This is a genomic window from uncultured Tateyamaria sp. (assembly GCF_947503045.1).
Lineage (GTDB): Bacteria > Pseudomonadota > Alphaproteobacteria > Rhodobacterales > Rhodobacteraceae > Tateyamaria.
Genome location: NZ_CANNCF010000005.1, coordinates 106,099 through 130,394 on the forward strand (window position 1 = coordinate 106,099; position 24,296 = coordinate 130,394).

Here is a 24,296-nt window from a genome sequence, read left to right on the forward strand (position 1 = left end):
CGGTGGTTGCATTGGCTGGCAAGAGGTCGGTTTCGTTCATTCGAAACATCGGGCCGGGTGCACTGCCCTGGCGCCTTTTATATGCAGGATTGCCTCCTAGCACGTCAGCGATCAGGCCGTAACCTTTTTCGCGGCCACGGCTTCGATTTCGATCATCAGGCCGGGCAGTGCCAGCTTGCTGATTTCGAAGATCGAAGAGATCGGCGGCGGGCTGGGCAGGAACGCCTTGCGTGCATCAGACACTTCTTGCCGGCGATCCATGTCCGTGACGTAGACGCTCATCTTGAAGACATCTTCGAAAGATGCGCCATTCGCTTCGAGAACGCTTTGAATGTTTTTCAGGGTCTGCTGGGTCTGCGCGAACATGTCATTTTCGCCGACCAGATTGCCATCGATGTCGGTGGACCATTCTCCGGCGACAAAGATCAACTCGACATCACCGATCGTGACGGCAGCGGTGTGCGAATAAGGGCCCGCGGGCGGGGCAATCGTATCTGGGGTCTTCAGGTTGATAAGGCTCACGGGGGATATCCTCTCTTGTCGTTCAGGTCATTCAACGGACAGCGCGCAACAGGCCCAGACGCATTTGGACCCTGCCGGTTGCCTGTTGGTGGTGGCCTGGTCGGGCGCGCGTTCAATCATGTGGTGAACACCAATCTATGTGGCAGAAGAGGGCGCGGTACATATCCCCATCGCGGTAGCAGCGTCGCCCGGTTTTGCACAATTTCTGTGCTTCGGGGGAATATACGGTGTGCGACACCTGCGGCACAAAAAGACCCAAAGCTGCCATGACCCGTCCCTATCCTGCACGTGTGCTGCGTCCTGATTGTGTGACAGACGAGGAGAAATCACATGAACATCATGCCCAATTCACAAGAAGCCCGCGACATCGCTTATCACATGCACGCCTACACCAACGCCGCGCGCCATGCCGAAATTGGGCCGACGGTCATGACCGGCGGCGAGGGCATCTATGTCAAGGACAACACCGGCAAGCGTTACATCGAAGCGATGGCAGGCCTTTGGAGCGTCGCGGTCGGGTTCAGCGAGCAGCGCCTGATCGATGCGGCGACGCGGCAGATGCAGGCCCTGCCATTTTACCACAACTTTACCCACAAGTCGCACGGACCGGCCATCGACCTTGCCGAACGGCTGATCAATATGGCGCCCGTCCCGATGAGCAAGGTGCACTACACCAACTCCGGCTCCGAGGCCAACGACACGATCATGAAACTGATCTGGTACCGCTCTAATGCGATGGGCAAGCCGGAAAAGAAAAAGATCATTTCCCGCGAGCGGGCCTATCACGGTGTAACGGTGGGTGCAGCCAGCCTCAGCGGTCTGCCCTACATGCAGCAATCCTTTGATCTGCCGATTCCGGGGATTTTTCACACCACCTGTCCGCACTACTGGAAAGAGGGCCGCGACGGAGAAAGCGAAGAGCAATTCGCCACGCGTTGCGCGCAGGATCTGGACAATCTCATTCAAGCCGAAGGCCCCGAGACCGTTGCCGCCTTCTATTCCGAGCCGTTGATGGGCGCAGGCGGAGTCATCATTCCGCCCAAGACCTATTGGGAGAAAATCCAGGCCGTTCTCGACAAGTACGACATCCTGCTGGTGGCGGACGAAATCATCTGTGGGTTCGGCCGCACCGGGAAGATGTTTGGGAGTGAGACATTTGGCATCAGGCCGGATGTGATGATTATGTCACCGAAGCAGCCCTGTTGTCACGTGAGACCAAAACACCGGTGCGCGTACAATGGACGCGGAAAGACGACGTAAAGCACTCGTTCTATCACACCATCTCGGCGCAAAAGATCGAAGTGGCGCTGGACGAAGCGGGCAAGGTCACCGGGTGGCATCATCGGGCGGTCCAACCGTCGATCCTGTCAACCTTTGCACCTGATGAAGGCAACGTTTTGCCGCTTGAGCAGGGTATGGGACTGACCGATTTGCCATTCGACATCCCGAACATCCGGGCCGAGAACGGTAAGGCTTTGGCGCACACACGGATCGGCTGGTTCCGAGCCGTGTCGAACCTGCCGCATGCCTGGGCGATTGGGTCCTTTGTCGGAGAATTGGCCGATGAACTGGGCAAGGATCAGCTGACCATGTGGCTGGAATTGCTCGGGACACCGCGCAAGCTGGACTATGCCGAAGCTGCGTTCCCAGAGAACTTCTGGAACTATGGCGAGTCCTGGGACGAGTTCCCGATCGACACGGGCCGGATGGCCGACACGCTGAAGCTGGCCGCGGATGGCATCGGTTATGGCAAGGAGCTGCCGCCGGGTGAAGGGATTGGCCTCGCTGTGCATCGCAGCTTTGTGTCGTACGTGGCCTGCGCCGTGCATCTGAAGATCGTGGATGGCACCATCACCATCCCCGAAATGCACATGGCCATCGATTGCGGATTTGCCGCCAATCCCGAACGTATCGAAAGCCAGATGCAGGGCGCGGCCGTCATGGGCATGACCACGGCACTGCATTCCGGGATCACCTTTGAGGACGGCGCGGTCGTGCAGGAGAACTTCTACGACTACGACGTTGTGCGGGCGGATAACTTCCCCCGCAAGGTTGTGACGCACATCGCCAAGCACCCGTTCTCGGTGCCCGCGACAGGTGTAGGAGAGCCCGGCCTGCCACCGGTTCCGCCAGCCATCGCCAACGCGCTCTTCGCCGCGACAGGCGAACGGCGGCGTCGGCTGCCACTGGGCCTCGATGCATAAAACAAAAAAACCCCCCGCTGCGACCTGGTGCGCAGCGGGGGGTTTTATCCGACCAGCAGTGAAGCGGTCCTGCATCAGATTGACAGATTAGGTGTTCTTCGTTTCGTGACCTCACCATCGTGGTACCCGGTCCAGAATCAAGAAGGGGGAGCCTGCAATAGGCTCCCCCTTCTTTGTATTTCGCGCTCTTACAGGTCAGTTGCAGCAGTGCTGCGAATGTTGACCCAGTTTTCGTCCGCTTTGGTAATGATGCCTGTTTTGTCTTCCATGAACTGGTTCAGAACGTCGCCGTTCAGGAAAACGTACAGCTTGCCGTCGACAACAGCCGAGTACTCGGGGTTGCCGTCCAGTTTCTTGGCGAAGGCCACGCCGAATGTGCAGAAGCCGCCGTTCTGAGGCATGTACTTGGCGGGGCTCGCTTCGAACGCGGCTTTGTTGGCTTCGCTTGTGAAGTAATAGGCAACGCCATCATAGGCGGCAAAGAACTGAGGATCGCCGTCCACTTGCGTGCCGTCCAGCAGGGCAACGGGGTCAGCGCCGTGCAGGCCCAGCGGTGCGCCAGCATAGGTCATGCCGGGTGCTACATTGAATTCATCGGCGGCAAAGGCGGGGGTCATGGCGAAAGCTGCGCCCAGCAGAGACAGTGCGACGACGCCGGATGTTGCGAGGTTTTTCATAGGTCTATCCTTTTAGAGGTTTGGTCGTGAGTGGTAGCTTGCAGGTATCTATCTACAGATAGAATTTGTAGAGATACGGGTGGTGCAGCAAGTCAAACATTCGTTACCGATCGGTTCCGAATTCTGAGCGAGCAAACTGGCCTAGTTGTTTGTGTGAGAATCGTAGACTTTGCCGCTGATTTTCCATGCACCTTCCTCTTTGTAGAGGATGAAGAAGTCGGTGAATCTGTTGCCGCCCCAGTCAATGAATTCGACGCGCGCGGCTGCGGCAGGACCTGATACGTTGATCCACGCGATGTGGTGGCGCACGTTTTCTGACGGGCCGCCTTCGGCCACGGCGCCTGCAAATGTATCGGCGTCCAGATTGTACACCGTGCCGCCAATCGAACCCAGGATATGTGCATGGTCATAAAAGGCGGAGCGCGTTAGAGGGCCTTCGCCTGTGCGCGCCGCTGTGATGTAGGGTTGCAGGGCTTCTTCGATGGCGGCGTATTCGTCAAAGCTTTGTTGTTCAACAATTTTATCGTCTTCAGACGCGTAGACCGCTTGCAGTGGCAGGGCCAGCAGGCTGAATGCAAGTGCGGTACTCTTGAGTGTCTTACCAAGCATTTTGTTTCCTTTCAGGGAGGGTGATCGTGAGCGGTGGATGCGTCAGCTGAATGCGTGGGAATCCCAGGCTTTGCTTTCGATCATCCAGGTCTTGTCGTGCTTTTGCAGCACGTAGAGATCCGTGAACGACGAGCCTGTGCAATCGGTGAACTCCACCAGTGCTGCGGCTTCGTCTCCGACCAGATCAATCGAGGACACATGGTGCGCCCGGTCGTGGCAGGGCTGCGTTGAAGGGGTCGATGCCTCGATGGACTCGGTGAGGAGATTTTCGATGATGGAGATATCAGCGCTAAGAACGCTGTCGATCAGTTGCGAAGGTGCGGAGCGTGATGCAAGCATGGCCTTATCCTTTCAGCTACAATGTCTAACTTCTATCTATATGCATGTAGAAAATCTGTGTAGGGTGAAAGTCGACTCCTCACAGAAAGTTCAATCACAGGTGTTCTGATGCGCCTGACGGTCATTCCCGAGAAGGTTGGCGAGGGGACCTATCTGCCTGCCCAAATGTAATGACAGCAATGCTGCAGCAGCAGCAAAGCTCAGCCCAGCAGGCGTTTGAGATATGACTTGCGTGCCTTGGCCGTGCTGTCTGAAAACGGATGCGCGTGGTGCAGCGCCGGATGTCATGCGGCGCGCATCAAGTGCGACACCTGTAACAAACGACAGTTCGGGGAATGGGTGACGCGTTGACGCTTACGCTTTTTCAGCCGCGTCTTGGGCGGCCTTCGCCATGTCCCGTAGGCCATTGGCGAGGACCAACACATCGATTCCCACCGCAACGAATGTCGCTTTGTGAGCGAGGCACTCAACAATGAAGCCTTGATCCAGTGTCAAAATGCCCGGCGCCTTTCCACTGGCCGCGATCTGGTCGATGGCGTCCAGAACGATGGCCCTGATCTCGGGTGCATCCGCTGTCGGCGCAAAGCCCAGATCGACGGACAGATCAGCCGGGCCAATGAAAACGCCATCAACACCATCGACGCCCAGAATGTCACCCAATGCGTCCAGCCCAGCCTTGCTTTCGACCTGAACCAGAAGGCAGATTTCTTGGTCGGCCGTCGCAAAATAGTCCGGGATGGCGGCGAATTGTGAGGCGCGGGCGAGGGCGTAGCCGACGCCGCGCACGCCGTGCGGTGGATAACGGACGGCCCGGACCAGTTCGCGCGCTTGCTCGGCACTTTCGACCATTGGGATCAGCAGGCTTTGCACGCCTGCATCCAGCACCTGCTTGATCAGATCCGTGTCGCCATTGGGCAGGCGCACCACAACCTCGCTGTCGCTGGCCTGCAAGACCGCCACCTGATCCGAGATCGAACGTAAATCATTCGGCGCGTGTTCGCCGTCAATCAAAAGCCAGTCGAATCCGGCGGTGCCCGCGATCTCGGCCGCATAGCCGTTGGCAAGGCCCACCCAGCAACCCATTTGACGTGTACCGGCCAGCAGGTTCTTTTTGAAGAGGTTCGTCGGGGCGGGCATTAGCTGTCCCCCGCAATTGAGCACGACACCTGACCCATGGAGCCAAAGTCGCATTGAATGCTGTCGCCCGGCAGGCCCGCCACGGGCCGGGTAAAGCTGCCACCAAGCACGAATTCGCCCGCGTCGAGCGATGCGCCGACCTTGTGCAGCTCTCGCGTCAGCCAGACCAGTCCGTTCGCGGGATGGCCCAAAACACCGGCAGACACGCCGGTCTCTTCGATTTTGCCGTTCTTGTAGAGGATGCCGGGCACCAGTCGCAGGTCCACCTCGTCGGGGCGCATCGGTAAGCCACCCCAAATGATACCACCATTGGCCGCGTTGTCCGCGATAGAGTCCCTTACATTCAGGGGTTTGTTGGTCTCTGGGTCAACCAGAGCAGAGCGGCAATCAATCACCTCAATCGCCGGAATCACCCAGTCCGTCGCGTTCAGAACATCAAAGATGGTGACATCCGGCCCAGAAAGGCTGGATTTCAACTTGAATCCAAGCTCCACCTCAAATCGGGGCATGATAAAGCGATCCGCAGCAATGACCGCCCGATCATCAATGACCATCGCATCGGTCAGCACGCCGTAATCCGGGGTGTCGATACCCACGGCCAGTTGCATGGCGCGGCTGGTCAGGCCGATCTTGTGGCCCACGATCTGCTCGCCCTTGGCAAGCCGCAGATCGACCCAGGCCGACTGAACTTTGTAGGCATCCGAGATTGAGAAATCCGGATGCAAACAGGACGGCGCTCGTGTGAGAACGCGCGTCGTTTCCGCCTCGTCATAGGCGGCGGCAAGGGCGTTGATCTGCTTGTCATTCAGGGCCATGTGGCTTCCTTGGTGTTGTGGGGTGGGCGGAAGTTACGCTTCGGGAAACCATCCCCCGACCGCTTTGACTTCCAGGTATTCCTCCAGCCCCCAAGCGCCACCTTCACGCCCGGTGCCCGATTGTTTGAACCCACCGAATGGCGCGCCCGCAGAGCGGAAATTGCCGTTCATTTCGACCATGCCCGATTTCAGGGCGCGCGCAACACGGTTTGCGCGTTTTGCGTCGGTGGTTTGAACATAGTTTGTCAGGCCGTAAGGCGTGTCATTGGCGATCTCGATCGCTTCGTATTCGCTGTCGAAGGGCGTGATGCACAGCACAGGGCCAAAAATTTCCTGACGCATGACATCCATGTCGTTATTGCAGTCGGCAAAGACGGTGGGGCGAACGAAATACCCCCGGTTCAGCCCTTGCGGGCGACCCGTTCCGCCCGCGACCAGCTTGGCCCCTTCCTTGATGCCGACCTCGATCATGGACTGGACTTTGTCGAACTGGGCCTGGTTGATCATCGGGCCGATGTGGTCACCCGTCTTGGCGGCAATATCGACGGCCTGCGCCTCGGCGGTATCGATGGCTTCCTGCACCGCGGCGTCGTAGCGCGAGCGTTCCACCAGCATCCGGGTCGGGGCGTTGCACGACTGGCCGGTGTTATTGAAACAGTGAATGGCGCCGCGCTGCACCGCATCCGGGTCTGCGTCAGCAAAGATGATGTTGGCCCCCTTGCCGCCTAGTTCCAGCGACACGCGTTTCACTGTGTCCGCCGCGTTTTTCGAAATCGCCGTGCCTGCGCGTGTCGAGCCAGTGAAGGACACAAAGGCCACATCGGGGTGGCCCGACAATTGCGTCCCGACGCCCGCGCCGTCGCCATTCACGAGGTTGAAGACACCGGCGGGCACACCCGCCTCGTCCAGAATCTCCGCAAAGAGGAGGGAGGACATCGGCGCCTCTTCGGACGGTTTCAGAACCATGGTGCAGCCTGCGGCAAGGGCCGGTATGACCTTCAGGGTCACCTGATTCATCGGCCAGTTCCATGGGGTGATCAGCGCGCATACCCCAATGGGTTCATAAATGATGCGGTCATTGGGGGCGTCGTCACGCAACGCTTGTTCGAATTCGAATTTTTCCAGCGTGTCGATGAAGGCCTGAATGTGCATCGCACCAATGCCGGTCTGGATGCCGTGGCTCAGATCATGGGGCGCGCCCATTTCCTTGGACATCGCTTCGCCCATTTCGGCGCTGCGGCGTTTGTAGACGTCCAGCACCTTGCGCAGAACCGCTAGTCTGTGCTCCTTAGGTGCGGCGCTCCATTCTGGCAGCGCCGCCTTGGCAGCCGCGACGGCGGCATCCGTATCCGCCTGATCGCCCAGCGAGATTGTGGCATATGCCTCTTCCAGAGATGGGTCGATCACAGTGCGGTCAGCCGCGGCGTGTGGAGAAACCCAGGCACCATTGATGTAGAATTTGCGTGCGTCGATCATCATCTTTCCTCATCCGTTTGACGGGAAACTGAGCACGATTTGGCAATGCTATAAAATATATAATTTGACGCAAGATGTGCATGGAGTGTGCATGCATGGCCTTCTGGTCTCATAAAATCATTCTAAGTTCTAGCTCGTCCAAATTTTATATTTTATAGACTTACGACAAAGTGGTTTGGTCTGTTCAAGGCTTAACCGCGCAACGGCGCCCTCATGCAAACAAGAAGGATCTCCTGACATGTCGCTGAACCAAGGCAGATCCATATTGGCCATCCCCGGGCCATCGGTCATTCCCGACCGCGTTTTGAATGCGATGCACCGCCCCTCGGCCAGCATTTACGATGGCGAGCTGGTCGAGATGACCGACGGTCTGCTGGATGACTTGAAACGCGTTGCCGGAACGGATGGCCTAGCCGCAATTTACCTCGCCAATGGTCACGGCGCGTGGGAGGCTGCACTGCGCAATACGCTGAAAACCGGGGACAAGATCGTCGTGCTCAGCAACGGGTTCTTCTCTCACAAGTGGGGAACAGTTGCGGAAACGCTTGGAGTAGAGGTCGAGTTTGTCGAATACGGCATGACCGAATATGCAGACCCCATGCGGTTGGAAGAGGTGCTGCGCGCCGACACAGCAGGCACCGTCAAGGCCGTGCTGGCGGTGCAGTCCGAAACGTCCTCGTCCGTGCGCAATGACATTGCCGCCCTGCGCGGTGCGATTGATGCGGCAGGCCATGATGCCTTGTTCATGGTCGACTGCATCGCCTCGCTGGGCTGTGACCGATTCGAGATGGACGCACTGGGTGTCGATGTCATGGTCTCGGCCGGTCAGAAGGGGATGATGAACCCTGTTGGCCTCGCCTTCGTATTCTTCAACCACAAGGCCGACGCAGCGCGCGCCCATGCCAATCCGGGCCAGTACTGGGATTGGACGGACCGGGCCAAGTCGAAATCCTTCTATCCGCGCTGGTCTGGCAGTCCTCCGGGTCATCTGATGTTCGCCTTGCGCGAAACGCTCGACATGATGGTGCACGAAGAGGGAATGCCCGCCGTCTGGGCCCGTCACGAAACGATTGCCAAGGCCGTCTGGGCCGCCTGTGAAGCGTGGGGGCAGGCAGGCGCGCTGCGTCTCAACATTGCCGATCCAACCCGTCGCGCAACAGGGGTCACCACGATCAACACGGACCCCGGCGTCGCGCACAAGATCCGTATGTGGTGCCAGAACGAGGCCGGTGTCACGCTTGGAAACTCGCTTGGCTTTCCGCCCGAAGAGCTGGAGGATCATTTCCGGATCGGCCATATGGGTCATCTGAATATCCACATGATCATGGGCGTGCTTGGCGCGATCGAGACGGCCATGATCGCCCAAAACATACCGCATGGCAGCGGGGCGCTGGCCGCCGCAGCACAGGTGCTTTCCGCCCACGCAAACCCGGCAAGGACATAAGATGAGCGACAAGACTGCATTTCTCTGGGATGAAAAATGTTTCTGGCACTATGGCGGAAACTACGCATTGCTGTCCCCCGTGGGTGGGCTGGTCCAGCCGATGGTGTCGGGCGGCTTGCCCGAGGCCCCTGAAACCAAGCGCCGCCTCAAGAACCTGATGGACGTGACGGGCCTGTCGGACGAGTTGGACATGGACAGTGCGGCACCCGCTTCGATGGATGATCTGCTGCGGGTGCATCCGCAAAGCTACCTCGATACGTTCAAGGAAATGTCGGACAATGGCGGCGGTGAGCTTGGTTTGCGCACGCCTTTCGGTTCCGGGGCGTTCGAGATTGCGGCCCTTTCCGCGGGTTTGGTGACTGAAGCGATCAAGCGGGTGCAGACCGGTCAGGCGCGCAACGCTTATGCCCTGTCGCGCCCGCCGGGGCATCATTGTCTGCCCGATTTCCCGAACGGGTTTTGCCTGCTCGCCAATATCGCTATCGCGATTGAGGCCGCGCGCGCCCAGGGGCTGGGCAAACGGTTTGCGGTGCTCGACTGGGACGTGCACCACGGCAACGGGACCGAGGCAATTTATCTGGACCGCGACGACGTGCTGACAATCTCTATCCATCAGGACCGGTGCTACCCCCATGACACCGGGGGCACCGAAGTGTCCGGCACCGGCAAGGGGGCCGGTCTGAACATGAACATTCCGTTGCCACCGGGTTGCGGGCACAAGGCCTATTTGGACGTTATGGAACGCCTCGTGATTCCCAAACTGAAATCTTTCGACGCAGACCTCGTTATTATCGCGTGCGGCTTTGACGCGTCCGGCTTTGATCCCCTCGCACGGATGATGTGCTCGCCCGACACGTACCGGCTGATGACGCGGCAAGTGATGGAGGTCACGAACGGGCGGCTGGTCGCCGCGCATGAAGGGGGCTATTCCGAGCTTTATGTGCCGTTCTGCGGCCATGCGATGCTGGAAGAGATGTCAGGCTCGTCCATCCATGCCGAAGACCCATTGCACGCGCGGATCACCGGTCAACAGCCCGATGCCTATGCGGATGCGTTCCATGTGCAGGTGATTGACCGGCTGGAAGGTGAGCTGAAGGCGAACGGCGTGCTCTGCTAGGGTGCGGGAAACATCAAGCCATCGGCGTCGCCCGAACGTACAACCGCGAACTGTTCAGGGCCGATTTCGCCAAGGTAGCTGTGCAGTGCCGAAATAAAGGCGCTGACGCTGGCCGGCTTTTGCGCACCGTAAGGGTCAGCAACCAGTAGCGTTGGTTGCCTCAGGTTTTCCAGCAGCGGCACACGCGCGAGGTTGTCGTTGTCGGGGATCGTTTCGGGCGTCGGTTTGATGTTCAGGATCGATACGCCCAGCCCATTTGACACAGCGGAACGGACCGTTTCATAGGACCGCGTCCGCAGGCCAATCCTTGGACGGTTCACTACGTTGTCAAACAGCCCCAGCAGGTAGACCCGCGTTTCAGGCAGATCGAGCAAGACCAGCGGATGCTCTGCCAGTTTCTTGAGAGAGACCGCGGGCATTTCGGCGATCTTGCTGTCGGCTCGAACTAGGGCGTGGGTCGGGAATTTGCAGATCGGCGTGATGCTGCTGCCGAACTCCTGCCCGATGTCGTAGGTCACGATCAGGTCAACCTCTCCCGAGGCGAGCCAGGCGCGCAGTTCTGTCTGATCCCCTTCCAGAAGGGTGAATTCGCAACTGCCGATCTGTTCTGTATATCGCTTTATCACCGGGGGAATCAGCAGCGCGCCAAAGGGGACAAAACAGCCAATGCGCAGCGTAGCACCAGAGGTTTCGGAAAACTGTTCAAGCGCGCGCGAAAACTCTTCGCCAGAGGCCAGAAACCGGTGCGCCGAGATCAGGAACGTGCGGCCCGCCGGGGTTAGCGCGATGCCATGACCCTTGCGGCGCGTAAACAATTGCGTGCCCGTCACATCCTCGGCCACATCAATGGCGGCCAGCACCGAGGATTGCGAAATGGCCAACACCTTGCACGCTGCGGCTATGCTATCATGACGCGCGAGCTCTCGAAGGTATTCCACTTGGCGGTAGGTCAGTCGCATAGGTTTGCAGTACATTTACTGTCACTGGGATGTCAATTTTTATATTTTATAGACATCACCCAATGTGGTTCACTGACCGTGACACCTTTGATGGAGACATGTTCAAATGATCCGGCTACGCGACGCGACCCTTGCTGATACCGCCACGATTGTGGCGCTGAACCGGGATGTGGTCGCGGTGACCAGCCCGATGGATGATGCGCGGTTTCATCATCTGTTTGAACTGTCCGACTACTGCATCGTGGCCGAGAAAGATGGTCAGGTTCTCGGCTTCGTGCTCGCCATGACGGCCGGTGCGGCTTACGAGAATGCGAACTTTGACTGGTTCGGCCAACGGCTGGACAAGTTTGTCTATATCGACCGTATCGTGATCTCCAAGGACGGCCGTGGCCATGGCATCGGCGGCAAGCTCTACGCCCATGTGGCCGAAGCGGCCAAGGCGACGGGGTGCACTGTGATGGCCGCCGAAATGGACCTTGAGCCGCCAAACGTCGGCTCGCTCAACTTTCACGAAAAGACGGGTTTCGTGAAGCTGGGATCGCGCGCGCTTGACAGTGGCAAGATCGTCTCGATGCAGGCGCTGGATCTGTAAGGTCGTCGCTTGCTTGAACGCCGGGGCGTGGCGATCAGGCGGGCGGAACGAATTCAATCCGTTGGGGTGTCCAATGAAAGGGTGCCTTCAGGCCTTGAGAGTTTGCATCAACTCGATGCGATACCCGTCTGGATCGGCGATATGCGCGAGCGTGTATTCACGCCCAAGCTCTTTCGAGGTCATCGCCAGTTTCCCTGCGGGGCGCAGGATCGTCACATCGTGCTCCTTGAGAAACGCCTCAACAGCAAAGACATCGTCGACCTCCAGTGAAATATTGCCAAAGGCCGTGCCATGTTCGTAGCCGTCGTTGCCTTCGTTATAGGTCAGCTCGAGAATGGCGCCCTGGTCCTTGTTGCCATAACCCATATACACCACCGTGAAATTGGCCTCGGCAAAGGTTTCGCGCTCGAATTCCGTCATGCCAAGCATGTCGCGATAAAACGCCACCGAACGTTCCAGATCGGTCACGCGCAGCATTGCAAACAGAATTCGGTTCGGTGCTACGTCTGGTGAGATCGCCATGTTCATATCCTTGTTTGTCCTGGACCTCCCGAAAAAAAAGTCCGGAAGGCCTGATGCGTGGAGCGGGCCGGACAGTCGCGCGCAGTATTTGATCTGCACGCAAGGACCACTCAACGCTCTTTACCAGTCGTGCGCGGGAATGTTCTCTCCGCGCATGACGGCGGGGCGTGCATTGAACCGATCCATATAGGCAGACAGGTTCTTGCGGTCTCGCAGCCCGACCATGTCACCTGCGTGATAGAACTGTTCGATGCAATTCAACCAAGGTGCGACGGCCATATCTGCGATGGAGTAGCTTCCGGCCAGCCAATCACGATCTGCCAACCGACGTTCGACCACATCGAGCAGGCGTTTGACCTCGTTCAGGTAACGATCGCGCGGGCGCTTGTCTTCGATGTCCTTGCCCGCAAACGTGATGAAATAGCCAAGCTGACCGCACATGGGGCCAAGCCCGGCCATCTGGAACATCAGCCATTGCTGCACTTCCCAGCGTTCAGCCTCGGTCGTGCCCTGAAACTTGCCGGATTTCTCGGCCAGATAGGTAAGGATCGCGCCGCTTTCGAACAGGCCAAAGGCTTGGCCGCCGGGCCCGTCCGGATCAACAATCGCGGGGATTTTGTTGTTGGGGTTGAGGGACAGGAATTCGGGCGAAGACACGCCCTCGTCGTTCAGAGGGATTTTGTGTGCCTCGTAGTCCAGCCCGATTTCCTCGAGCATGATGGACACTTTCTGGCCGTTCGGGGTTGGCATGGAATAGAGCTGCAGAATGTTCGGGTTCACAGCAGGCCAGCGTTTCGAGATTGGGAAGTTTTCGACCGAGCCAGCGGAAGTGGTAATGGAGTCAAGCATGTTTTTCAGACCTTGGGGTGTGAGGGTTTGGAGCAATTCGATCCGGTCTTTGTCCGGATCGGCGATATGGGTATGTGTATTTTGGCCTCGACCACGGGTCAGGTCGCAGCCACAGCAAGCGGCGTGCGTTCACCGGCGATGTAGCGGATGACGTCCGTGTAATCGAAGGCGAGAGAGATGATCATCGTCGCAAAGGCGACGCCCATGATCACCCGCGGCACGCGGCTGACATCCGGGGATTTCATCTTGAACCACAGGTGGATGACAAGGGGTGTCCAGGCGATGATATGGGGCAGGCCAAGCAGTTTGACGTAGCCCAACTGCTCATACATCGTCATCACGCCCACAACGCCAATGACACCCGCCAGCAGTGCAAAGAGCGCTGTGAGGCGAGTCGATTTCCAGATGACAAGGGTCAGGGGCAGCACGATGGCCCCCAAAAGCAGAAAGTTCAGCCAGATGCCAACCCAGGCGGGGGCATGTGTGGCGACAGCTTCTTCGAACGTCATGGGGTATTCCTTGAGATTTTGACTTTTGAGGGGCACGGACGCAGCAGGAGCGTTCCTTGCAGCACAAGCACCGAAAGAAGGCTGTGTTCAGCGGAGGCGCGTCAGGTCTTGGCGTGCGCGTTGTAGACCTTGCCGCTGATCTTCCAGGCGCCGTCCTGCTTGTAGAGGACAAAGAAATCAGTGAACCGGTGGCCGGCCCAGTGAATGAATTCCACGCGGGCAGCGGCGGCCGGACCCGAAATGTCGATCCACGCGATATGGTGTTCGACCTGCGGCGAGGGTCCGTTGCTCGAAATCGACGCCTCAAACGCCTCGACATCAGAGTTGCGGAATGTCCCGCCAATGGTTCCGACGATATGAGCGTGGTCAAAGAAGGCAGACCGCGCCAGTGTCCCGTCGCCGAGTTTCGCCGCATCGATGTAAGGTTTCAAGGCGGCCTTCACGGCGTTGTATTCGTCAAAGCTGTGCGCTTCGTCCGCTGCGGTCTCAGTGGAAAGAGTGGTGTCCGACATGTGATGATTCCTTTGACGTGTTTCGCCTTCTGGATTTCATCTATCTACAGGTGTGTAGCCATCCAAGGCCTGAAGGCAAAATAGTGCCCTCACGAGTTCGTTACCGACAGTGTTGGGGGGCTGGAAGCGGCAGAGACCTGCCGCGCTCCCGGGTTCATACCTTCGTGTGGCGGGGGCGGCGGGCTGCGCCCGCACAAGCCCTCCATTCTCTTAGCTGGCCAAAGCATCCTCAAGCGAGACCAGCGGATAGCCGAGGTCTTTGGCAACGGCGGCGTAAGTCACATGCCCGTTGGCGACGTTTAGGCCGTCGGCGAGGTGTTTGTCGTCCGTTATCGCCTGCTTCCAGCCCTTGTTCGCGATGGCAACCGCATGGGGCAGGGTGGCGTTGTTCAGCGCATAGGTGGATGTGCGTGCCACACCGCCCGGCATGTTCGCCACGCAGTAGTGCACCACGTCCCCCACAAGGTAGGTCGGGTCGGCGTGAGTCGTCGCCTTGGACGTCTCGAAACACCCACCCTGATCGATGGCCACATCGACGACCACCGCACCGGGTTTCATATCGTCGATGAGGGCGCGATCCACCAATTTCGGGGCCGCTGCGCCGGGAATGAGAACCGCGCCGATGACCAGATCGGACGCCTTTACCGCGGCTTCCAGCGCTGCGCGTGTGGAGAAAACCACCTTTGCAGATGCGCCAAAGTGGTTCGACAGGCGGTCCAGCGTTGTTGGTGAGCGGTCGAGAATCGTCACGTCCGCCTGCATGCCAACTGCCATTTGCGCGGCGTTAAAGCCCACGACCCCGCCACCAATGATGGTGACCTTGGCAGGCGCAACACCGGGCACGCCGCCAAGCAAGACACCGCGGCCACCATGCGCCTTTTCAAGCGCAGCGGCGCCTGCCTGAACGGACATGCGACCGGCAACCTGGCTCATGGGTTTGAGCAGGGGCAAGCCGCCAGCAGCGTCCGTCACCGTCTCGTAGGCGATGCAGATTGCGCCTGATTCCACGAGATCCTTGGTTTGTTCCGGATCGGGGGCAAGGTGCAGATATGTATACAGAATTTGACCCGGGCGCAGCTTGGCGCGCTCAACGGCGAGGGGTTCTTTCACCTTGACGACCATGGCGGCGCGGGCAAATACCGCGTCCGCATCTGCCACAACTTCGGCACCGATCGCGGTATAATGCGCATCCTCTGCGCCAATCCCGGCACCGGCTTGCGTTTCGACGATCACCTGATGACCATGAGCGATCAGTTCCCCGACACTTTCGGGGGTCAGTCCGACGCGATATTCATGGTTTTTGATTTCCTTGGGGACACCGACGAGCATTTTCATTTTCCTTATCGAATGGTCATCAGGCGGAATACCTGATGCGCTTTTGTCGCCTGAAAAGCACAATGCGCTAAGTATATAAAATATTAAATATAGGCCTCGGTGTACAAGAAATAGAAATTTGATGGTCGAAATGCCTATTGTACATTTCATGCACATAGTTCCGTAAACTTTATATTTTATAGCCTTTTGAATTCATGCTCAGGTTTTGCCAGTGAACAACGTCAAACCAAGATGGATGCTTACGACACCTCATCAAATGTCGCCCGGATGAACCGTCCGGCCATGCGCGGTTTTGCTGCCGTCGCTGCCCCATTTGCCGGGAGGCACGCAGATGAAAACTGACGTTCAGGATCGCGCCTATCTGAAGGTTGAGGGGCTGCATAAATCCTATGGCAACCTCGAAGTCATCAAGGGTGTCAGCTTTACCGGAGACGAGCATCAGGTCATTTCGCTGCTGGGTGCGTCGGGGTCGGGCAAGTCGACCATTCTGCGCTGCATCAACCTGCTCGAGATGCCGAACCAAGGCGAAATCTCGATCGACGGGACCCGCCTGCCGCTGTCCGTCAGCAGACATGGCGTGCGCAAGGTCACGGATCAAAGGGCGCTGTGCGATATCCGCTCCAAGCTGGGGATGGTGTTTCAGGGGTTTAACCTCTGGGCCCACATGACGATCCTGCAAAATGTCATCGAAGGGCCGGTGCAGGTTCTCGGTCAATCAAAGTCCGAAGCGACGGACCGCGCCGAACATTTGCTGGAACGCGTCGGCATCGCGGACAAGCGGCACAATTACCCCAACCAGCTGTCCGGCGGCCAGCAACAACGCGTGGCCATCGCGCGCACCTTGGCGATGGACCCAAAGGTTCTTCTATTTGATGAACCGACCTCGGCGCTGGATCCCGAGATGGTCGGCGAGGTGCTGAGCGTCATGCGCGACCTCGCGGATGAGGGCCGCACGATGGTCGTCGTCACCCACGAGATGGGTTTTGCACGAGAGGTCTCCGACAAGGTGATCTTTCTGCATGAAGGCAAGATTTCAGAGCAAGGCACGCCGGACGAAGTTTTCGGCAACCCGCAATCCAGAGAGTGCCAGCAGTTCCTGGCCAAAGTCCTCTAATCACATCACCAAAGGGAGAGAGAGAATGAAGAAATCGACAATTACAGCGGGCCTGATGGCCCTCGCACTGGGCACCGCGGCGCAGGCCGAGGATGTATTGCGTATCGCAACAGAGGGCGCATACCCTCCGTTCAACAACGTCACGGCGGATGGCGAACTGGTTGGCTTTGACGTCGAAATCGCCAAGGCGCTCTGTGCCGAGATGAAGCGCGAATGCGAGATCGTCGCCCAGGACTGGGACGGCATCATTCCGGGGCTGGTCAACGACAAATACGACGCAATTGTCGCCTCCATGTCCATCACCGAAGAGCGCCAGCAAGCCATTGATTTCACTGACCCCTACTACAGCAACTACCTCAGTGTTGTGGCGGCCAGCGACACCGAAATCACCCAAGATACGTTGAAAGACGCCTCGATTGGCGCGCAGCGCTCCACCATCGGGTCGCAATGGGCCGAGGACACCTATGGCAGTCGCGCCGACATTCGCCTTTACGACACGAACCCGGCCGCGTTTTCCGACCTCAAAGCGGGCCGGGTCGATACGGTTGTTGTCGACTTTCTGCCCGGTGCGGCATGGGTCGGCGAGAATGACGGCTTTGGCTTTGTTGGTGACCGGATCGATATCGAAGACAAGATCGGCATCGGAATCCGCAAGGGCGAGGCTGATCTGGCCGCTGCCCTGAACGCCGCATTGGCTGCCATTCGCGCCAACGGCACCTATGAGGCGATCAGCGTCGAATATTTCGGCGTCGATATCTTCTGATCCAGCAGGGGCGCGGCACGTCGTGTTGCGCTCCGTCTGACCGGGACAGGTCCATTATGGAAACGCTGCACACATTACTGGGCCCGTTGTCGTTCGGGCAGGGTGGTTGGGGGGACGATCTGCTGAAAGGCGCATTCCTGACCCTGCAACTGGCGTTATGTGCGATGACCGCGGGGCTGGTCCTTGGGCTGCTTCTGGCGGGGGCCAAACTGTCCTCTTCACGCCTGCTCAGGTGGCCGGCATCCGGGTACACCCTGTTCGTGCGCGGTGTGCCCGAATTCCTGATCCTGCTCATCGTTTTCTTTGGCTCGGATCGCCTGCTGAACTGGACCGCAACCAGCCTTGGGCTGGAGGCGGGATACGAGGTTCCCAAATTTCTGGCGGCGGTCATTGGCCTGTCGCTCATCTTTGCTGCCTATGCCTGCGAGATCTTTCGCGGCGCATATCTGGCCGTCCCCACGGGACAGATCGAGGCCGGTGCCGCCATCGGCCTGACCAGACGGCAAGTGTTTTTGCGCATCCGTTTTCCGCAGCTCTGGCGCTTTGCGATTCCGGGCCTTGGCAACCTGTGGATGGTGGTCCTCAAGGACACGTCTTTGGCGGCTGTCATTGCCTTGAACGAGCTGTTGCGCATCGCAAAGTTGGGGGGTGAGACCGAAATCAGGCCGCTCCTGTTCTTCACTGCGGCCGGGGTGATCTACCTGATCATGACATCCGTGTCCGACATCGGTCGGGCCTCGCTTGAGGCACGCGCCCGTCGCGGCGTTGCGGAGGTCTGACATGTATCAGGAATTCAAATATCTCATCTCGGACAGCGTTTGTGCTGGCCTGTCACCATTGTCCGGCGATCTCTTTGGCAAGGCCTGCCCGCGATTCATCGACGGATTTCTGGTCACAATCGAGCTTTTGGTGCTGGCCTGCGGCATCGGCTTTTTCCTTGCCATTGGCCTGACGCTTGCAAGGATGAGCGGGCGCCGCCCGCTGGCGTGGCCTGCAACGGCGCTGGTCTATGTCTTTCGCGGCACCCCGCTTCTGGTGCAGCTTTGGATCATCTATTTCGGGTTTGGCAGCCTTGGTGAAGACATCCTTGGGCCCATCCTGTGGTCGTTCTTCAAGAACCCGTGGCTGGTTGGTCTTTTGGTCTTAACCCTCAACACCAGCGCCTACGTGTCCGAGATTTTCCGCGGTGGCCTTGCGAATGTGGATCGCGGCCAGCTTGAGGCGGCCCTGTCCATCGGCATGCCTTGGCTGCGCGCCATGCGCCGCATCATGCTGCCACAAGCGATTCGGATTGCGTGGCCTGCCTATGGCAACGAGTTGGTGCTGATGATGAAGGGCAGCGCCCTGATCTCGACCATCACCGTGTTGGATTTGATGGGGCAGACCCGGACCGTGTTCGCACGCAACTTCGATCTCACCACGTATCTTTATGCTGCGATCCTGTATCTTGTGCTGGCCGGGCTGATCACAGCTTTCGTCAATACGATTGAGCGGAGAATGCAACTGTCTGCCGGGCGTTGACGCATCCGGGCCTGCAATGCGCTGCAGATCCAACACCGGTGAAACGGGCAGGCAATTACGGACGCCAGTCCAAAGCATCCATTGAAAAAGCCCGCAGCGACCACTGCGGGCTTTTGTCATGACATCAGGGCGTTACGCTCACCCGGCTTGGTAAATTGGAAACCGCTTGCACAGCTCGGCGACTTCGCCTTTCACCCGATCCTCGACCTCGGCGTTGCCGTCTTCGCCGCTTTCTGCCAGCCCATCGACCACCGCGTTGATCCAGTCGCCGATCTGGCGGAACTCGGCCTCGCCAAAGCCGCGCGTCGTACCCGCAGGCGAACCCAGACGGATGCCGGAGGTGATCGTCGGCTTTTCATCGTCAAACGGCACGCCGTTCTTGTTGCAAGTGATATGCGCGCGTCCCAGCGCCTTTTCAATGGCATTGCCCTTGACGCCTTTGGGGCGCAGATCGACCAGCATCACATGCGTGTCCGTGCCATGCGTCACCGTATCAAGCCCGCCCTTGTGCAGCTGATCGGCCAGCGCCTGCGCGTTCTTGATGACCTGCTGCTGATAGGTTTTGAAAGACGGCTCCAAGGCCTCGCCGAAGGCCACGGCCTTGGCCGCGATCACGTGCATCAGCGGCCCGCCCTGAATGCCGGGAAAGATCGCCGAGTTGAACTTTTTCGCCAGCGCCTCGTCATTGGTCAGGATCATGCCGCCGCGCGGACCACGCAGGGTCTTGTGGGTGGTGGTGGTGGCAACATGCACATGTGGGAACGGGTTTGGATATACACCCGCGGCGATCAGCCCGGCAAAATGGGCGACATCCGCCAGCACAAAGGCCCCCACTTTGTCCGCAATTTCGCGGATGCGGGCAAAATCGATGACCCGTGGAATGGCCGAGCCACCCGCGATGATCATTTGCGGCTTGTGGGCGACGGCCAGCTCTTCTATCTGGTCATAATCGATGTCGAGCGTGTCGCGGCGCACGCCATATTGCACCGCGTTGAACCATTTGCCTGACTGGTTGGGCTTGGCCCCGTGGGTCAGGTGACCGCCCGCATCAAGGCTCATGCCGAGGATCGTATCGCCCGGCTGCAACAGCGCCTGGAACACACCCTGGTTGGCCTGGCTGCCCGAATTCGGCTGCACATTGGCAAAATCGCAGCCAAACAGCTGCTTGGCCCGCTCAATCGCAAGGTTTTCCGCTACATCCACGAACTGACACCCGCCATAATAGCGCCGGCCCGGATAGCCTTCGGCGTATTTGTTGGTCATGACCGAGCCCTGCGCCTCCATCACGGCGGCCGAGACGATGTTTTCCGATGCAATCAGCTCGATCTCGTCGCGCTGACGGCCCAACTCATCCCGGATCGAGGCGAACACCTCCGGATCGCGGTCCGCCAGGGACTGGGTGAAAAAACCGTCGGTTCGATGCGGCGCGTTCATGATCGTTCTCCTAAGGATGCGAGTCGGGGACAATTTGGGTCGTTTCCTATCGGAAACCGGACCTCTCGCAAAGGATGTAAAGCGACTAATCTGGCCCGCGCGGCGGCAATGCTGGTAAGGGGTGAAAATATATGGTTCTTTTGGCGCGAAGTCGCCACCATAGGAAACATCTCATGCCGCTCAAGATTGCCTTTGCCGCAAGTGCGGCGCCTGTGGCCCAGACGGCGCGGGCCGCGTTGGTGGCGCGATATGGCGATGCGCATCTTGAGGATGCGGACGTCATCGTGGCCCTTGGGGGGGACGGTTTCATGCTGCAAACCCTGCACGGCTCGCAGCACCTGAATGCGCCGGTCTACGGGATGAATCGCGGTACAATCGGCTTTTTGATGAATGAATATGGCGAAGGCGATCTTGAGGGTCGCCTGGAGGCCGCGGAGGAAGCCCTGTTGAACCCCTTGACCATGACCGCGCTGGATGCGCACGGGGACACCCACAAGGCTCTCGCCATCAACGAGGTGTCGCTTCTGCGCGCAGGTCCGCAGGCGGCCAAGCTGCGCATCACGGTGGATGGACGCCTGCGTATGGACGAGCTGGTCTGTGACGGCGCGCTGGTGGCGACACCCGCTGGATCCACCGCCTATAACTATTCCGCCCATGGGCCGGTTTTGCCGATTGGCTCGGACGTGTTGGCCCTGACGGCGGTTGCGGCCTTTCGCCCTCGGCGTTGGCGTGGTGCCTTGCTGCCCAAGATGGCCCAGGTCCGCTTTGACGTGCTGGAGGCCGAAAAGCGCCCCGTCATGGCCGAAGCGGATTCCCGGTCGATCCGTGACGTGGTGCGTGTCGAAATCCAGTCAGAACCGGCCGTCGTGCACCGCATCCTCTTTGATCCCGGCCATGGGTTGGAGGAGCGGTTGATTTCGGAGCAATTCACGTGATCTTGCGTGACCCGGTGCCACGATCCTTGTGCACCGATTGCGGCGTGTCGCGCATGGCCGACCCTTCGGCCTGCGGTACCGCCTGCCAGTTCATCAAACCGGACTATCCGGGCATGGAACGCGCCGTACATGGGCGCGCGCGCAAGGATGGGGACGAACGGTTTTTCGGCCCTTTTCAGGCGATGTATCGCGCCGCGATGACCCCAGCCAAAGAGGGCGCACAATGGACCGGGATCACCACCTCGTTGGCCGCCGATTTGCTGGAGCGGGGATGCGTCGATTCGGTACTGACCATGGTGCCGGACGCCCGGGACCGTTGGAAACCGCAGCCAGCACTGATCACAGACCCCGCCGACATGGCCCGCGCACGCGGCATGCGCATGGGCTATGCGCCGCTGCTGGCCTTGCTGGAAGAGGCTCAAGCCCAAGGGTTCAAACGCCTCGCCGTGATCGGCATCCCGTGCCAGGTCTATGCGTTGCGCAAACTGGAGGCATCCCTGGGCCTAGAGCGCCTCTATGTCATCGGCACCCCCTGCTCGGACAATACAACCACCGAAAACTTCCACCGGTTTCTCGCCTTGCTGGACGAAGATCCGGACAACATCACCTACCTCGAATTCCGCGCCGATTACCGGGTCGAACTGCGCTTTGCCGACGGGCGCCAACGTCTGATTCCGTTTCTGAGCCTGCCCATTTCTGACCTGCCTGCGGACTTCTTTCCGCTGACCTGCAAGACCTGCGTGGATTACACAAACGTGCTGGCCGACATCACCGTCGGGTACATGGCTGGCGAGGGCGATCAGTGGCTGATCGTGCGCAATGCGCGCGGGGCAGAAATGCTCGAACGGTTGGGCGACCGCATCACGCTGAGCGCGCCGGGATCAAAAGGCAAACGGGCCGCCGCCGTCAAAGGCTTCATCGCCAACATCGAGCGGGCAGCAGGCGGGCTGCCGCTGCGGCGCATGCCCAAATGGGTGCGCCCCATCGTCAGCTGGCTGCAACCACGCACCGGCCCGCGCGGCCTCGAATTTGCACGCACACGGGTCGAGATGAAGGCGGCAGAAACCATCCTGCACCTGCGCCACGCCTTGCCTGCAAAGATGAAAAACATGATCCCTGACCACGTTTGGGCCATCGCAGAACCTTACGGCCTGACGCCAGAACCGCATGAACTTCTTCTGACCAAAAATACCACGGGGGAGGCCGCAAGGCCGGGGGCAGAGCCCCCAACCGGAGCGCAAAGCAGGGCGGAGGACACCTCCGCCTTACCGTAAGGCGCATCCTGATGCGCCCTAGCTTTGCGGTTCCAGATAGCCGCGTGCGATATCTGCGGCCTGATCGACATCAAGGATCGGGGGCAGCAACGTCAGCATCTCGCCCGAGGCGTCGAGTAGATGGACAAAGCTGCCATGCGCATAGATCCAGCCGTATTCGGGGTCCTGGAACAGCGGCGTGACCTCGACGGCAAAGGCATCATAGGCCTCTTGCAGCGCGACGTCGTCCCCGGTCAGCCCGATGAAATCGGGATGGATTTCGGCCAGAGGCGCACCCATCGTCTCGACCCGGTCCTGATCCGGGGCCACCGTGATCATCACCGGCGTCACCGTGATCCCATCCTCGGCCAGCACGTTCACCACTTCGGCCATCAGGGGCAGCGCCGTAGAGCAGATGTTGAGGCAATTGGCATAGCCAAAGAACACAAGCTGCGCGCGACCTTCCGGATCAGCTTCGGTTCGGGTCCGGCCAAACTGGTCCACCAGAGTGAACGGCCCGCCGATGTTCACGGGAAACGGGCTTTGCCCCGCTGCGGGCAGGGCCGCCAGACACAGAGCGGCAATCAGGGCACGCATGGCTTAGAAATTCTCGTCGATATAGGTCTGGTCCTCCTCAAGACCGAGACCCAGATAGCCCTCTCGGGCAATGATCTCCTTGATCCGGGGATCGCGGCGGAACCATGGCCCTTTGCCCTTGGCTTCGGGATGTTCCTTGGCCCAGTTCTTGGTCCACTTGTTGGCCTTGATCGGGTCGGCATCAGCTGCCTGAATGGTCTGGAGCAGGTAGACATTCTTGGCCCCAAGGTCCGGATCGTCGATTAGCAAGCCATCCACGGTCACGGTCTGCCCACAGAAGGGCGCAAGCTCAACGGCGGCACCGGTAAAGGCAGGCTGGCTGTTCTTCATCGGCAAAATCAGTACGTCATCTGCACTGCGCACAAGGCCCATCTGGCGCTTGCCTGCGCCGCAATCCTCGGGGCAATCGCCGGTCAAGGTGCACAGCACGTCCACCACTTCGGCCTCGAATTTGGCAGGGACCTCGGCATAGAGGTTCCAGCTTTTGGCTTTGGACCCTTCGGAAAAGTCCTGCGCGGCGAGCGGGCTGGCGATCAGCGCCAGACATGCAATCAGATGTTTCATTTGTTCGGATCCGGGATCGAGAAAGGGGGAACGTTGCCATAATCGTTGTGGTTCTGATTGGTGATGTCCATGTCCGACACCACATTGGCCACGACGAGGTAGTTCAGACCATCACGCTGATAAAGCATACCGTCAGCCTCGACCGTGTGCGCTGCAAGGCTCAGCATCGTATCCCCGCTTGCGGACTCTGTGTCGTCCCCGACCTTGAGCACCATGTAGACGGTGCCGTCTTCGGCGAGCAACCCGACCGGGATGCCCCCCGCGCTGCACCACAATGCACAGGTGTGGTGGGCCGATCCGACCACCGCGTCCGGGCTGCCCATGACACCTGAATAATAGCACCAGGTGTCGATGATTTCTCCGGTGACCTGAATGCGCGTGCCTTCTGCGGCCTGCGCGCCGGTCGGCGGGGCCAGCAGCATCAGCAAAGCGGCAAGGGCGGCTGATATCGATGATCTCATGTCATGTGCCTTTTCTAGTAACCTGCCTTCACCTTA

Annotated in this window: 28 protein-coding genes; 11 read left to right on the forward strand and 17 right to left on the reverse strand. The window is 59.2% G+C overall.

Features of this window, described 5'->3' with window-relative positions; translation table 11 throughout:
* Positions 1-111: 111 nt before the first annotated feature.
* A complete protein-coding gene (locus tag Q1A89_RS19220) occupies positions 112-522 on the reverse strand; it encodes a RidA family protein (RefSeq protein WP_299732299.1) in 411 nt (136 codons plus the stop codon).
* 330 nt (positions 523-852) lie between these two features.
* Here Q1A89_RS19220 and Q1A89_RS19225 point away from each other — a divergent pair, with 330 nt between their 5' ends.
* A complete protein-coding gene (locus Q1A89_RS19225) occupies positions 853-1,782 on the forward strand; it encodes an aminotransferase (protein ID WP_299732301.1) in 930 nt (309 codons plus the stop codon).
* A complete protein-coding gene (locus tag Q1A89_RS19230) occupies positions 1,725-2,726 on the forward strand; it encodes a molybdopterin cofactor-binding domain-containing protein (protein WP_299732303.1) in 1,002 nt (333 codons plus the stop codon). The genes Q1A89_RS19225 and Q1A89_RS19230 overlap by 58 nt, the downstream gene beginning before the upstream one ends.
* Before the next feature lie 188 nt (positions 2,727-2,914).
* On the opposite strand, the gene Q1A89_RS19235 is transcribed toward Q1A89_RS19230, so the two are convergent.
* The 6 genes from Q1A89_RS19235 to Q1A89_RS19260 all read right to left on the reverse strand — a co-directional run bounded on the left by Q1A89_RS19235 (position 2,915) and on the right by Q1A89_RS19260 (position 7,779).
* A complete protein-coding gene (locus Q1A89_RS19235) occupies positions 2,915-3,403 on the reverse strand; it encodes a YHS domain-containing (seleno)protein (RefSeq protein ID WP_299732305.1) in 489 nt (162 codons plus the stop codon).
* A 141-nt stretch (positions 3,404-3,544) separates the two neighbouring features.
* The gene (locus Q1A89_RS19240; protein ID WP_299732307.1) at positions 3,545-4,012 is read right to left on the reverse strand and encodes a nuclear transport factor 2 family protein; all 468 of its coding nucleotides are present in this window, start codon (positions 4,010-4,012) and stop codon (positions 3,545-3,547) included.
* Positions 4,013-4,054: 42 nt separating this feature from the next.
* Positions 4,055-4,351 (reverse strand): nuclear transport factor 2 family protein, encoded by a 297-nt coding sequence (locus Q1A89_RS19245; RefSeq protein WP_299732309.1) that lies wholly within the window; start codon positions 4,349-4,351, stop codon positions 4,055-4,057.
* Positions 4,352-4,705: 354 nt separating this feature from the next.
* Positions 4,706-5,488, reverse strand: coding sequence for an HpcH/HpaI aldolase/citrate lyase family protein (locus tag Q1A89_RS19250; protein ID WP_299732311.1), 783 nt, complete (start codon positions 5,486-5,488; stop codon positions 4,706-4,708).
* Positions 5,488-6,303, reverse strand: coding sequence for a 2-oxo-hept-4-ene-1,7-dioate hydratase (gene hpaH / locus Q1A89_RS19255; RefSeq protein ID WP_299732314.1), 816 nt, complete (start codon positions 6,301-6,303; stop codon positions 5,488-5,490). The genes Q1A89_RS19250 and hpaH overlap by 1 nt, the downstream gene beginning before the upstream one ends.
* A 33-nt stretch (positions 6,304-6,336) precedes the next feature.
* The gene (locus tag Q1A89_RS19260; protein WP_299732829.1) at positions 6,337-7,779 is read right to left on the reverse strand and encodes an aldehyde dehydrogenase family protein; all 1,443 of its coding nucleotides are present in this window, start codon (positions 7,777-7,779) and stop codon (positions 6,337-6,339) included.
* A gap of 238 nt (positions 7,780-8,017) precedes the next feature.
* Here Q1A89_RS19260 and Q1A89_RS19265 point away from each other — a divergent pair, with 238 nt between their 5' ends.
* Entirely contained in the window at positions 8,018-9,223 is a 1,206-nt protein-coding gene (locus tag Q1A89_RS19265; protein WP_299732317.1) for an aminotransferase class V-fold PLP-dependent enzyme, read from the forward strand.
* A 1-nt stretch (position 9,224) separates the two neighbouring features.
* Positions 9,225-10,340, forward strand: coding sequence for a class II histone deacetylase (locus tag Q1A89_RS19270; RefSeq protein WP_299732319.1), 1,116 nt, complete (start codon positions 9,225-9,227; stop codon positions 10,338-10,340).
* On the opposite strand, the gene Q1A89_RS19275 is transcribed toward Q1A89_RS19270, so the two are convergent.
* The gene (locus Q1A89_RS19275) at positions 10,337-11,299 is read right to left on the reverse strand and encodes a LysR family transcriptional regulator (protein WP_299732322.1); all 963 of its coding nucleotides are present in this window, start codon (positions 11,297-11,299) and stop codon (positions 10,337-10,339) included. The genes Q1A89_RS19270 and Q1A89_RS19275 overlap by 4 nt on opposite strands.
* Positions 11,300-11,405: 106 nt before the next feature.
* Between Q1A89_RS19275 and Q1A89_RS19280 the strand changes: the two genes are divergently transcribed.
* Positions 11,406-11,891 (forward strand): GNAT family N-acetyltransferase, encoded by a 486-nt coding sequence (locus tag Q1A89_RS19280; RefSeq protein WP_299732325.1) that lies wholly within the window; start codon positions 11,406-11,408, stop codon positions 11,889-11,891.
* 87 nt (positions 11,892-11,978) lie between these two features.
* Here the strand turns inward: Q1A89_RS19280 and Q1A89_RS19285 are convergent, their stop codons facing one another.
* The 5 genes from Q1A89_RS19285 to ald form a co-directional block, all read right to left on the reverse strand.
* The gene (locus Q1A89_RS19285; protein WP_299732328.1) at positions 11,979-12,413 is read right to left on the reverse strand and encodes a VOC family protein; all 435 of its coding nucleotides are present in this window, start codon (positions 12,411-12,413) and stop codon (positions 11,979-11,981) included.
* Positions 12,414-12,533: 120 nt separating this feature from the next.
* Positions 12,534-13,262, reverse strand: coding sequence for a glutathione S-transferase N-terminal domain-containing protein (locus Q1A89_RS19290; RefSeq protein ID WP_299732331.1), 729 nt, complete (start codon positions 13,260-13,262; stop codon positions 12,534-12,536).
* A gap of 98 nt (positions 13,263-13,360) precedes the next feature.
* Complete coding sequence (locus Q1A89_RS19295) at positions 13,361-13,771, reverse strand: hypothetical protein (RefSeq protein ID WP_299732334.1); 411 nt, start codon at positions 13,769-13,771, stop codon at positions 13,361-13,363.
* Positions 13,772-13,872: 101 nt separating this feature from the next.
* On the reverse strand, positions 13,873-14,283 hold the full coding sequence (locus tag Q1A89_RS19300) for a nuclear transport factor 2 family protein (RefSeq protein ID WP_299732337.1): 411 nt from the start codon (positions 14,281-14,283) through the stop codon (positions 13,873-13,875).
* A gap of 210 nt (positions 14,284-14,493) precedes the next feature.
* The gene (gene ald / locus Q1A89_RS19305) at positions 14,494-15,612 is read right to left on the reverse strand and encodes an alanine dehydrogenase (RefSeq protein WP_299732340.1); all 1,119 of its coding nucleotides are present in this window, start codon (positions 15,610-15,612) and stop codon (positions 14,494-14,496) included.
* Between the two features lie 337 nt (positions 15,613-15,949).
* Between ald and Q1A89_RS19310 the strand changes: the two genes are divergently transcribed.
* The 4 genes from Q1A89_RS19310 to Q1A89_RS19325 are packed head-to-tail and all read left to right on the forward strand — an operon-like array spanning position 15,950 to position 19,016.
* Positions 15,950-16,732 carry an ATP-binding cassette domain-containing protein gene (locus tag Q1A89_RS19310; RefSeq protein WP_299732343.1) on the forward strand — a complete coding sequence of 261 codons (783 nt, stop codon included), beginning with the start codon at positions 15,950-15,952 and terminating at the stop codon, positions 16,730-16,732.
* Between the two features lie 25 nt (positions 16,733-16,757).
* A complete protein-coding gene (locus Q1A89_RS19315) occupies positions 16,758-17,495 on the forward strand; it encodes a transporter substrate-binding domain-containing protein (protein ID WP_299732346.1) in 738 nt (245 codons plus the stop codon).
* Positions 17,496-17,551: 56 nt separating this feature from the next.
* Complete coding sequence (locus Q1A89_RS19320; RefSeq protein ID WP_299732349.1) at positions 17,552-18,274, forward strand: ABC transporter permease subunit; 723 nt, start codon at positions 17,552-17,554, stop codon at positions 18,272-18,274.
* A gap of 1 nt (position 18,275) precedes the next feature.
* Entirely contained in the window at positions 18,276-19,016 is a 741-nt protein-coding gene (locus Q1A89_RS19325) for an ABC transporter permease subunit (protein WP_299732352.1), read from the forward strand.
* Positions 19,017-19,154: 138 nt separating this feature from the next.
* On the opposite strand, the gene glyA is transcribed toward Q1A89_RS19325, so the two are convergent.
* Entirely contained in the window at positions 19,155-20,450 is a 1,296-nt protein-coding gene (glyA, locus tag Q1A89_RS19330; protein WP_299732355.1) for a serine hydroxymethyltransferase, read from the reverse strand.
* 173 nt (positions 20,451-20,623) lie between these two features.
* Between glyA and Q1A89_RS19335 the strand changes: the two genes are divergently transcribed.
* Positions 20,624-21,385: an NAD kinase gene (locus tag Q1A89_RS19335; RefSeq protein WP_299732358.1), complete on the forward strand. Its 762-nt coding sequence runs from the start codon at positions 20,624-20,626 to the stop codon at positions 21,383-21,385.
* Between the two features lie 53 nt (positions 21,386-21,438).
* Positions 21,439-22,659 carry a Coenzyme F420 hydrogenase/dehydrogenase, beta subunit C-terminal domain gene (locus tag Q1A89_RS19340; RefSeq protein WP_299732832.1) on the forward strand — a complete coding sequence of 407 codons (1,221 nt, stop codon included), beginning with the start codon at positions 21,439-21,441 and terminating at the stop codon, positions 22,657-22,659.
* Between the two features lie 18 nt (positions 22,660-22,677).
* On the opposite strand, the gene Q1A89_RS19345 is transcribed toward Q1A89_RS19340, so the two are convergent.
* From Q1A89_RS19345 to Q1A89_RS19355, 3 genes are read right to left on the reverse strand one after another with little or no spacing between them, the layout of a single operon-like run.
* Positions 22,678-23,235 carry an SCO family protein gene (locus Q1A89_RS19345; protein WP_299732361.1) on the reverse strand — a complete coding sequence of 186 codons (558 nt, stop codon included), beginning with the start codon at positions 23,233-23,235 and terminating at the stop codon, positions 22,678-22,680.
* Positions 23,236-23,238: 3 nt separating this feature from the next.
* Entirely contained in the window at positions 23,239-23,799 is a 561-nt protein-coding gene (locus Q1A89_RS19350; RefSeq protein ID WP_299732364.1) for a hypothetical protein, read from the reverse strand.
* The gene (locus Q1A89_RS19355) at positions 23,796-24,260 is read right to left on the reverse strand and encodes a hypothetical protein (protein WP_299732366.1); all 465 of its coding nucleotides are present in this window, start codon (positions 24,258-24,260) and stop codon (positions 23,796-23,798) included. Before Q1A89_RS19355 ends, Q1A89_RS19350 begins: the two co-directional genes overlap by 4 nt.
* Positions 24,261-24,296 lie beyond the last annotated feature (36 nt).